The organism is Cnuella takakiae (assembly GCF_001953305.1).
GTDB classification, from domain to species: Bacteria; Bacteroidota; Bacteroidia; order Chitinophagales; family Chitinophagaceae; genus Flavisolibacter; species Flavisolibacter takakiae.
This window is the reverse complement of the sequence record NZ_MTFE01000010.1, coordinates 4868805-4878052: the sequence shown is the minus strand read 5'-3', so window position 1 is coordinate 4878052 and position 9248 is coordinate 4868805. Positions and strand designations below refer to the sequence as shown.

Sequence of the window (9248 nt, the reverse complement as noted above, 5' to 3'; positions counted from 1 at the left end):
CTAATTTTTTTGCCCCGTACCGGGCTGCCCGGCCAACTGTTCAAGCCCAAACCCCCAACTCCAAACCCTAAACCTTACCTTTGGCACCTTTGAAAAGACCAACATTCATGCAGGAACTCTTGAGCAAAATAGATAAGTCCCGCCTGCCCCGGCATATCGCCATCATCATGGATGGCAATGGCCGATGGGCCAAGGAGCAGGGACAGGACCGCCTCTTTGGGCATTTTCACGGTGTGGAAAGTGTACGCGATATTGTGGAGGGCTGCGCCGAGATGGGTATCGAGTATCTGACCCTGTATGCTTTTTCTACCGAAAACTGGGACCGCCCCCAGTACGAAGTAGTGGGCCTGATGGAATTGCTGGTAAAAACCATCCGTGGGGAAGCTGAAGGATTAAATAAAAATAATATCCGGCTGCACGTCATCGGCGATTTTAAAATGTTGCCCGACTATGCCCAGCGCGAATTACAGGAAGCCCTCGACCTGACTGCAGGCAATACCGGCCTTAACCTGATTATGGCCCTGAGTTACAGCGGCCGGTGGGAGCTGCTCAATGCCGTAAAAAGCATTGCTTACGCGGTGAAAAAAGGCCAGTTGGATGTTGCCGATATCGGCCAGGAAACCTTGCAGCAATACCTCTGCACTTCCGATTTCCCCGATCCCGAACTGATGATCCGCACCAGCGGCGAATACCGTATTTCCAACTTCCTGCTTTACCAGTTGGCTTATGCCGAACTGTATTTCACTTCGGTGCGCTGGCCCGAGTTCCGGAAGGCCAACCTGTACGAAGCCATCCTGGACTTCCAGGGCAGGGAGCGTCGTTTTGGTAAAACCGGCGAGCAGGTGAAGGTGGCGGAGAAATAAGCGATCAGTAATGAATAATGAGTAATTCGTGTTGGCTAAGCGCCAGATGCTTTTATCAGAAAATATTGCTTTTACAATTGTACATGGTTTCACCCTGAACCGCTCAACTACTCTTTATTTATTATTCATCACTCATCTCGCCCAACTGCTCGTCCCAGTTTAACAATTAGGAACAAAAAATCGGCTTAATTTGCCAGCCGTTGTTTCCTGCGCCCTGTGCACTACAAGGAAAAAGACCGATTGAATCGATCAACATGTTGAAAAAAATACCGCGCATCATTGCCGTTGCGGCTTTCTTATCCTTCGCTGCGGCGTCCGCCTCGGCACAGGTTACCGATACCACGCAACCCACCTCCGTTGACCCCGAGTTGCTGGCCCTGCAAAACGCAAGGGTGCCCAAGGAATTCACCATCAACAGTATCACCGTTACCGGGGCCAATTTCCTCGATACCGGTATCATTGTTTCCATTTCGGGCATACAGCGGGGCGACAAGCTGACGATTCCCGGTACCGATGCTTTTTCAAAAGCCATCACCAACCTGTGGAAGCAGCGTCTTTTTTCCAATGCGCAGGTAAACATTACTTCTGTTCGCGGCGATGTGATCGATGTGGAGATCGTTGTGCAGGAGCGGCCCAAGCTGGGGAACTTTTCCTTTAAAGGAATTAAGAAATCTGAAATAGAGGAGCTGGAGAAAAAGGCCGGATTGGTAAAATCTACCATCATTACCGAAAATACCCGCCGCAATGCGGTGGAGGCCATCGAGAAGTTTTATGTAGAAAAAGGCTTCTCGAAAGTAAACGTGCGGATCGATGAAAAACCCGATCCCAGTTTGCCCAACGCCAACGACCTGACCTTTTTCATTGACAAAGGCAAGAAGGTAAAGGTAAACGAGGTGAATTTTTATGGCAATGAGCAGGTAGCCGACCTGAAGCTGAAAAAGCAGATGAAGGGTACCAAGGAAATGACCAAGATCACCCTCTTTCCTTCGCAGGTGCCCAGCCCTTATGGCAAGAATGATCCCATTCCTTTCAAAACCTGGTTCAACGACCTGGGCTTCCTGAGCCTGAGCAAGACCAAGGCCTTCCTGGATCCTTATTTCCGTTTTAAATTATTCAGCTCCGCCAAGTTCGATCCGAAGAAATATGCCGAGGATAAAGAGAAGGTGCTGGAAGAATACAATGCCCTGGGTTACCGCGACGCGCAGGTTGCCGAAGACACCATGTACTATACGCCCAATGGCAACCTGAACATCGACCTTAAGGTTACCGAAGGCCGCAAATATTATTTTGGCAACATCACCTGGAAAGGCAATACCAAGTATGCCGACTCCGTGCTCAACACTGTTTTGGGTATCCGCAAGGGTGATGTGTACAACCTGCAAACCCTCAACCGCCGTTTGGGCAAACAACTGACGCCGGAAGGTGGCGACATCAGCGGTTTGTACATGGATGACGGTTACCTGTTCTTCCGTGCCGATCCCGTTGAAACATCAGTGTACAGCGATACCATCGACCACGAGATCCGTATTGTAGAAGGACCGCAGGCTACCATCCGCAACGTGAACATCCTGGGTAATGAAAAAACCAAGGACCACGTGATCCGCCGCGAACTGCGCACCGTGCCCGGTGAGAAGTTCAGCCGCTCCGACCTCATTCGCTCGCAGCGCGAACTGGCTGCCCTCAACTACTTCAACCAGGAAACCATCAACCCCGGCGTAGTGCCCAACCAGGAAGATGGTACCGTGGACATCAACTGGAAGCTGGAAGAAAAGTCTTCCGACCAGCTGGAACTGTCGGCAGGCTGGGGTGGAGGTATCGGTTTGACCGGTACGCTGGGTGTTACCTTCAATAACTTCTCGATTAAAAATATTTTTAATAAAAAGAGCTGGGATCCGCTGCCTACCGGCGACGGGCAGAAGCTGAGCCTGCGTTTGCAGTCGAACGGCCGCGCCTTCCGCTCCTACAACTTCTCGTTTACCGAACCGTGGCTGGGTGGCCGCAAGCGCAACCCGCTTACCGTGAGCCTGTTCTCGAGCAAGTTCTCGAACGCCTACGACTATTTCACCGGCCGCTTCGACAAGGCCCGTTCCGATACCAACTACCTGCGTACCCTGGGTGCTACCATCTCATTGGGTAAGCAGCTGAAATGGCCGGATGACTATTTCAATATCGTGTACTCGCTCAACTTCACCCAGTACGACCTGCGCAACTATCCCATCTTCGCCGGGATGAGCAATGGTAAGAGTACCAACGTGAGCTTGAAAATAGCCCTCCAGCGCTCTTCGGTGTTTGACCCCACCTACCCGCGCAGTGGCTCCAATTTTATTGCATCGGTACAGGCTACACCGCCTTATTCGTACCTGAACCCTAACCTGGTAACATCGGCCAACCCGTATAAAACACCCGAGTACCACAAGTGGCGTTTCAATGCCGAGTGGTTTGTGCCCATTGGCAAACCCTTGGGCGCCGACAAGAACCGGCAGTTTGTGTTGAAGCTGGCCGCCAAGTATGGCTTTATGGGCCGGTACAACAATAAGCTGGACTTCTCGCCCTTTGAGCGCTTCCAGGTGGGTGGCGATGGTTTGACCAACCAGTTTGGTTTGCTGGGTTACGATGTTATTGCCCTCCGTGGTTATCCTGTGTTCCAGACTTCGGATCCTACCATCAACCCCGACCTGAGCCAGGCCAGCCAGCACTTTACCATCTTCAACAAATACCAGATGGAACTGCGCTTCCCGCTGGTAACGCAGCCCAGCAGCACCATCTATGGCCTTGCCTTTATGGATGCCGCCAACGGCTGGTATAATTTCAAGGAGTACAATCCCTTCCGCCTCCGTCGCTCGGTGGGTGTGGGTATGCGCTTCTTCCTGCCCATGTTCGGTTTGCTGGGCTTCGACTATGGTATTGGGCTTGACCGCCTCACGCCTGGTCAGCAAGGCCTGAAGGGAGCTGGTCGCTTTACCTTTATGCTGGGCTTCGAACCCGAATAAGCAGTGATGTACAGGATTTTTGAAGGATAATCATATAAAGTCAGCCATTGTTCAGCATAAATGTTGACCGATGGCTGACTTTTAACTTTGCACTCTAAACTACCGGGTCTAAATTGCCGTTATGAAAAAGCTCATCCTCGCCGCCGCCATCCTGCTTGCGGGCTTTGCCGCCGATGCGCAGCGTTATGCCATCATTGATACCAAGTTTATCCTCGACCGGATGCCCGAGTACAAGGACGCCCAAAAGCAGCTGGATGAAGTGGCTTCCGGCTGGCAACGGGAAATCGATGCCCAGCAGCAGGAACTGGATAAAATGTACCGCGACTTTGAAGCGGAGCAGGTGATGCTGACCGAGGAGCTGAAAAAGAAGCGGGAAGACCAGCTTTTTTCAAAAGAAAAAACCCTGCGCGAACTGCAGCGCAAGCGCTTTGGATTTGAAGGTGACCTGTTCAAAAAAAGGCAGGAACTGGTAAAACCCGTACAGGACAAGGTTTTCAATGCCGTGCAAAAACTGGCGGTTGCCCGTGGCTACGATTTTATCCTCGATAAAAGTGAAGGAATTACGGTTATATTTGCCGACCCCAAACTGGAGAGGAGTGAAGATGTATTAAAAGAGTTGGGCGTAAAAAACTAAGTGCTGTTGGCCGGCAACCGGCAAACACAAATGGTTTCATAAAACATACCACCCATACAACCAGGACGATTTAACTGTCATCATTAAACTATTGAACAAACAAACCCAAATGAACAAGTTGAAATTCTTTGTGGCCGCCCTGCTGATGATTGTAGCAGGTACTGCCAGTGCGCAAAAAACCGGTTACATCTCCGTAGAGCAGGTGATTTCGCTAATGCCTGAAACCACCAGGATCGATTCTTTGCTGCGCAAGTACCAAAGCGATTCGCTGAACCCCCAGTTTACCTATATGGTTCAGGAATACAACCGTAAGGACAGCATGGTGAGCACCAAGGACTCCGTAAAGCTCAGTGCCCAGGTGAAAAACCAAATCCGCCAGGAACTGGAAGGTTATGCCTACCAGATCCAGAACTGGCAGCAAATTACCCAGCAGGCCCTGCAGGGTAAGCAGCAAGAACTGCTGGAGCCCATCTACCGCAAGGTAGAAGCCGCTATCCAAGGTACTGCCAAGGAAAATGGTTATGCTTATGTGCTGAACCGTGAAGCCCTGATTGTTGTGCCCCCGGCCGACGACCTGCTGCCCCTGGTAGCCAAAAAGCTGAACCTGAAAGTGCCCGCCGCCGGTGCACCTGCAGCCGCCGCTGCTCCCAGAAGATAATCCGCTTTTCAGAACAATATGAAAGGGGATCAGCCGCAAGGTTGGTCCCTTTTTCATGAGGAGTAATGAAGAATGAGTAATGAGTGATTTTGGTTGCCAGTTTCCGGTTACCAGTATCTTGAAGGAAAAAGGAGCAGCATTGAAACCAGGTTAATCCAATAACGGTTTATAAGCATACGGGAAGCATTTAATCTTCAGAAACCTGTCATGCCGAACTTGTTTCGGCATTCCCCGGCCTTAAGGCTTTCAAGATAAAAATTGCGCGAATTTCAAGACTATCTTTGCGCCCATTGCTTCTTTGCGCCTTTGCGTGAAATTTAATCCCTCATCATCATTCTTTGTCTATCTCTTCCGCATTTACCATCTTTGGCGCATGAGTCCAATCGGTGTTTTTGATTCGGGTTATGGCGGCCTTACCGTTTTCAAGCAACTGGTAAACCGGCTACCCCAGTACGATTATATCTACCTGGGTGATAATGCCCGTGCTCCTTATGGCACCCGCTCGTTTGAAACCGTTTACAAATACACCCTTGAGTGCGTGCATTGGCTGTTTCAGCAAAGCTGCCCGCTCATCATCCTTGCCTGCAATACCGCTTCGGCCAAGGCACTGCGTACCATTCAGCAAAACGACCTGCAGCATCTGAATCCAAAAGGAAGGGTGTTGGGCGTAATCCGGCCTACTTCCGAAATCATCGGCAATTACTCGCAGAGCGGTGAAATAGGCATATTGGCCACTAACGGTACGGTACAGTCCAACACCTACGATATTGAAATAAAGAAGTTTTTCCCCCAGCTGCACATAACCCAGGAGGCCTGTCCCATGTGGGTGCCGCTGATTGAAAACGGCGAGCATGAAGGTGCCGGAGCCGACTTCTTTGTACAGAAGCACATTAACCACCTGCTGGCGCAAAGCCCCGGTATCGATACCCTATTACTGGCCTGCACCCACTATCCCCTGTTGGAGGAGCAGATCAAAGCCCACCTTCCGAAACATGTAAAAGTGGTGAGCCAGGGCGAAATTGTTGCCGCCAGCCTGGATGATTACCTGAACCGACACCCTGAAATACAAACCCAGCTTACCCAGGGTGGTCGCTGTCGTTTCTTCACCACAGATTCCGCATTGGATTTTAAAACAAACGCTACCCGGTTTTTTGGCAGGGAAGTGCAGGCGGAGCATATCGACCTGTAACCGCAGGGTTCTGTGATTAGAAATGATTTGTATGAGCCGGTGATTTGCAAAATTTTGAAAGGATTAATAAGACTTAAATGTTACCGTTCCAAGTGGACGATAAAGGTTGAAGCAGCAAGTATTATAGTAAATAGGATGTGCATGCAATTATTAAAACAGGTTGTTCTTAAATCAGGTGAGTAACTACTGAGCGCTGGTTCTGCTCAAACCTTTTCGAATGCTGCCAATCACCGGTTCATACAAATCATTTCCAATCATACAAATCTGCGGTTCTTATCTTTGCCCCCATGGATCAGATCGTGCAGCAAATTGCCGCTTACCGCCAGGAAATAGAGTCCCTGGAAATTGGATCGCCCCAGCAACTGGAGGAGTACCGCATTAAGTTCCTGGGAACAAAAGGTATTGTAAAGGCACTTTTTGGCGAGATGCGCAATGTGCCCAATGAGCAGAAGAAAGCGTTCGGACAGGTGCTGAACGAGTTCAAGCAGTTTGCCGAAGCCAAATACGAAGGAGCTAAAGAGGTTGCGGACAACGGGCCACAGGCTGCCGATGATATCGACCTTTCGCTGCCCGGCGATCCGCTGGTTGCAGGCTCGCGTCATCCCATTAACCTGGTGCGCAAACGCATCATCGATATTTTCCACCGCTTGGGTTTCGCCGTTGCCGACGGCCCTGAAGTGGAAGACGACTGGCACAACTTCACCGCGCTAAACCTGCCCGAGCACCATCCTGCCCGCGACATGCAGGATACTTTTTATATTTCGCAAAACCCCGACTGGCTGCTGCGTACCCACACTTCCAACGTGCAAACCCGCGAGATGGAAAAAGGCCAGCTGCCCATCCGCATTATCTGCCCGGGCCGTGTGTACCGCAACGAAACCATCTCGGCGCGTGCCCACTGCTTTTTCCACCAGGTGGAAGGTTTGTACATCGACGAGCATGTTAGCTTCGCCGACCTGAAGCAAACCCTTTATTTCTTTGTACAGGAGCTGTTTGGCAAGGATGTAAAAGTGCGTTTCCGCCCTTCTTACTTCCCCTTCACCGAGCCCAGCGCCGAAATGGATATCAGCTGCCTCATTTGCGGTGGTAAAGGCTGCCGCGTGTGCAAGCATAGCGGCTGGGTAGAAATTCTGGGTTGCGGAATGGTGCACCCCAGGGTGCTGGAAAACTGCGGTATTGATGCCAACAAATACACGGGCTATGCCTTTGGTATGGGAATCGAGCGCATTACCATGCTGCAGTATGGCATCAACGACCTGCGCCTCTTCAGCGAAAATGACCTGCGCTTCCTGAAACAGTTTACAGGGGCAGTGTAGGAATAATGAGCTAATTTGATAATAAGCTAATGTGCTAATTGGCGGGTACACGAGACCTTGATATAGATAAAAAGCTTTGTGAACCAACTTCACAAAGCTTTTTTATGAAGCCGACTTTTGGCTCCATTATCAAATTCAGTTTGCCAGGTATGGGATGCTTACTGTTGTAGCTTTTTCTGAATCAGGAATAAGGCCCTACTTCCAGCTAAAAGCTTGCAGTCTTTTCTCCGCTCGATGAAAACAGGTATCATTTAGCGCATTATCACATTAGCTAATTGGCTTATTATCCCTATCCTACTTCCGACTCCGTAGCCGTTGTAGGAAACTCGGCCTGGCTGCCCGGGTTATCAATATCCAGCTGGGGCGCTCTTTTGGAGGGCTTGTCTTGCTTCGCTTTTTTACGGAACAGCAGGTAGGCCGTTAGGCCGGTGGCAATAGCGCCAATAGTAATGCCAATGGCCAGGTTTTGCTTTTGTTTCTTTTTCATATACTAATGGTTGGGTGGTTACAAAATACGGCAGGCCTGTTCCTGGTTTTAAGGATTGCGCCTGCAGGGTCTATGATTCTGGTCAGCCAAAACTATACCCGGCCGCTACAGCAGGCTTGCAGCTTATCCCTTACCTTGTACGCCTAAGTATTGCTTGCATGAATATTCATACGATTGCCGTTTGCGGTGCCGGCACCATGGGCAGGGGCATTGCCCAGGTATGTGCAGCCGCCGGCTTCACCACCCTTGTTTATGATCCCAACGAACCTGTATTGGAAATTGCCCGCCAGGAGCTGGAAGCGTTGATTGCAAAAGGGGTAGCAAAGGGCAAGCTGACCGAACAGGCAGGGAAAGACATGTGGGAAAAGCTCCGGTTTACCAGCGATATCAATCTATGTAAAGCCCACCTCGTCATAGAAGCGATCGTAGAGCAGCCTGAGGCCAAGCAACAGCTATTTACCCAACTTGCCGCCATCAACGAGCCGGACACCTTGCTGGCCTCTAATACTTCATCTTTATCCATTACCAGGCTGGCTGCCACGCTGCCGCATCCCGAAAGGTTTGCGGGACTGCATTTTTTTAATCCCGCAGCACTCATGCCCCTGGTAGAAGTGGTGCAGGGTGCAGCAACTGCAGCCGCAACAATAGAAACCTTACTGCAACTGGTGCGGCACTTGGGTAAAACGCCGGTGCGCTGTGCCGATGCCCCCGGATTTATCGTCAACAGGGTAGCGCGTCCGTATTATATTGAAGCACTCCGGCTGGCAGAAGCGGGCACGGACCTGGCGCAAATTGACCGCATTCTGGAAGACAAGGGTTTTCGCATGGGCCCCTTCAGGTTGATGGACCTTATTGGCAATGATGTGAACTATGCCGTGAGCTGCTCGGTATACGCGCAACTGGGACAACCGGAACGATTGAAGCCATCCTACCTGCAGGAAGTAAAAGTGAAAGAAGGCGAGTTGGGCAAGAAGACCGGGAAAGGATTTTATGAATGGTGAATGAGAAGTGGAGAATAGTAATCGGTGATTGTTTTTGCCAAGGCATCTTTTCTTATTTGGTACTAACCTCGTCGTCCATAGTCCATGGTCCATGGTCTATGGCCCATCGT

General features: G+C 50.5%; 8 protein-coding genes. 7 read left to right on the top strand and 1 reads right to left on the bottom strand.

Annotated elements, in window-relative coordinates; all coding sequences use genetic code 11:
* The first annotated feature begins 107 nt into the window (after positions 1-107).
* The 6 genes from BUE76_RS20925 (at position 108) to pheS (ending at position 7650) form a co-directional block, all read left to right on the top strand.
* The gene (locus BUE76_RS20925) at positions 108-863 is read left to right on the top strand and encodes an isoprenyl transferase (RefSeq protein ID WP_073044245.1); all 756 of its coding nucleotides are present in this window, start codon (positions 108-110) and stop codon (positions 861-863) included.
* A 254-nt stretch (positions 864-1117) separates the two neighbouring features.
* Positions 1118-3853: a BamA/OMP85 family outer membrane protein gene (locus BUE76_RS20920; protein WP_073044247.1), complete on the top strand. Its 2736-nt coding sequence runs from the start codon at positions 1118-1120 to the stop codon at positions 3851-3853.
* Between the two features lie 121 nt (positions 3854-3974).
* Positions 3975-4487, top strand: a complete 513-nt coding sequence (locus BUE76_RS20915; RefSeq protein ID WP_073044249.1) for an OmpH family outer membrane protein — start codon at positions 3975-3977, stop codon at positions 4485-4487.
* A 109-nt stretch (positions 4488-4596) separates the two neighbouring features.
* A complete protein-coding gene (locus BUE76_RS20910) occupies positions 4597-5145 on the top strand; it encodes an OmpH family outer membrane protein (RefSeq protein WP_073044251.1) in 549 nt (182 codons plus the stop codon).
* A gap of 373 nt (positions 5146-5518) precedes the next feature.
* Positions 5519-6334 carry a glutamate racemase gene (gene murI, locus BUE76_RS20905; protein ID WP_073044253.1) on the top strand — a complete coding sequence of 272 codons (816 nt, stop codon included), beginning with the start codon at positions 5519-5521 and terminating at the stop codon, positions 6332-6334.
* A gap of 287 nt (positions 6335-6621) precedes the next feature.
* Positions 6622-7650 (top strand): phenylalanine--tRNA ligase subunit alpha, encoded by a 1029-nt coding sequence (gene pheS, locus BUE76_RS20900; protein WP_073044255.1) that lies wholly within the window; start codon positions 6622-6624, stop codon positions 7648-7650.
* Between the two features lie 289 nt (positions 7651-7939).
* On the opposite strand, the gene BUE76_RS20895 is transcribed toward pheS, so the two are convergent.
* Positions 7940-8137, bottom strand: coding sequence for a hypothetical protein (locus BUE76_RS20895; protein WP_073044257.1), 198 nt, complete (start codon positions 8135-8137; stop codon positions 7940-7942).
* Positions 8138-8295: 158 nt separating this feature from the next.
* Between BUE76_RS20895 and BUE76_RS20890 the strand changes: the two genes are divergently transcribed.
* Positions 8296-9138, top strand: coding sequence for a 3-hydroxyacyl-CoA dehydrogenase NAD-binding domain-containing protein (locus BUE76_RS20890; protein ID WP_073044456.1), 843 nt, complete (start codon positions 8296-8298; stop codon positions 9136-9138).
* Positions 9139-9248 lie beyond the last annotated feature (110 nt).

Bases quoted from the DNA above. Each gene is read 5' to 3' on its own strand.
- BUE76_RS20925 (WP_073044245.1), top strand. From the start codon at position 108: ATGCAGGAACTCTTGAGCAAAATAGATAAGTCCCGCCTGCCCCGGCAT.
- BUE76_RS20920 (WP_073044247.1), top strand. From the start codon at position 1,118: ATGTTGAAAAAAATACCGCGCATCATTGCCGTTGCGGCTTTCTTATCC.
- BUE76_RS20915 (WP_073044249.1), top strand. From the start codon at position 3,975: ATGAAAAAGCTCATCCTCGCCGCCGCCATCCTGCTTGCGGGCTTTGCC.
- BUE76_RS20910 (WP_073044251.1), top strand. From the start codon at position 4,597: ATGAACAAGTTGAAATTCTTTGTGGCCGCCCTGCTGATGATTGTAGCA.
- murI (WP_073044253.1), top strand. From the start codon at position 5,519: ATGAGTCCAATCGGTGTTTTTGATTCGGGTTATGGCGGCCTTACCGTT.
- pheS (WP_073044255.1), top strand. From the start codon at position 6,622: ATGGATCAGATCGTGCAGCAAATTGCCGCTTACCGCCAGGAAATAGAG.
- BUE76_RS20895 (WP_073044257.1), bottom strand. From the start codon at position 8,137: ATGAAAAAGAAACAAAAGCAAAACCTGGCCATTGGCATTACTATTGGC.
- BUE76_RS20890 (WP_073044456.1), top strand. From the start codon at position 8,296: ATGAATATTCATACGATTGCCGTTTGCGGTGCCGGCACCATGGGCAGG.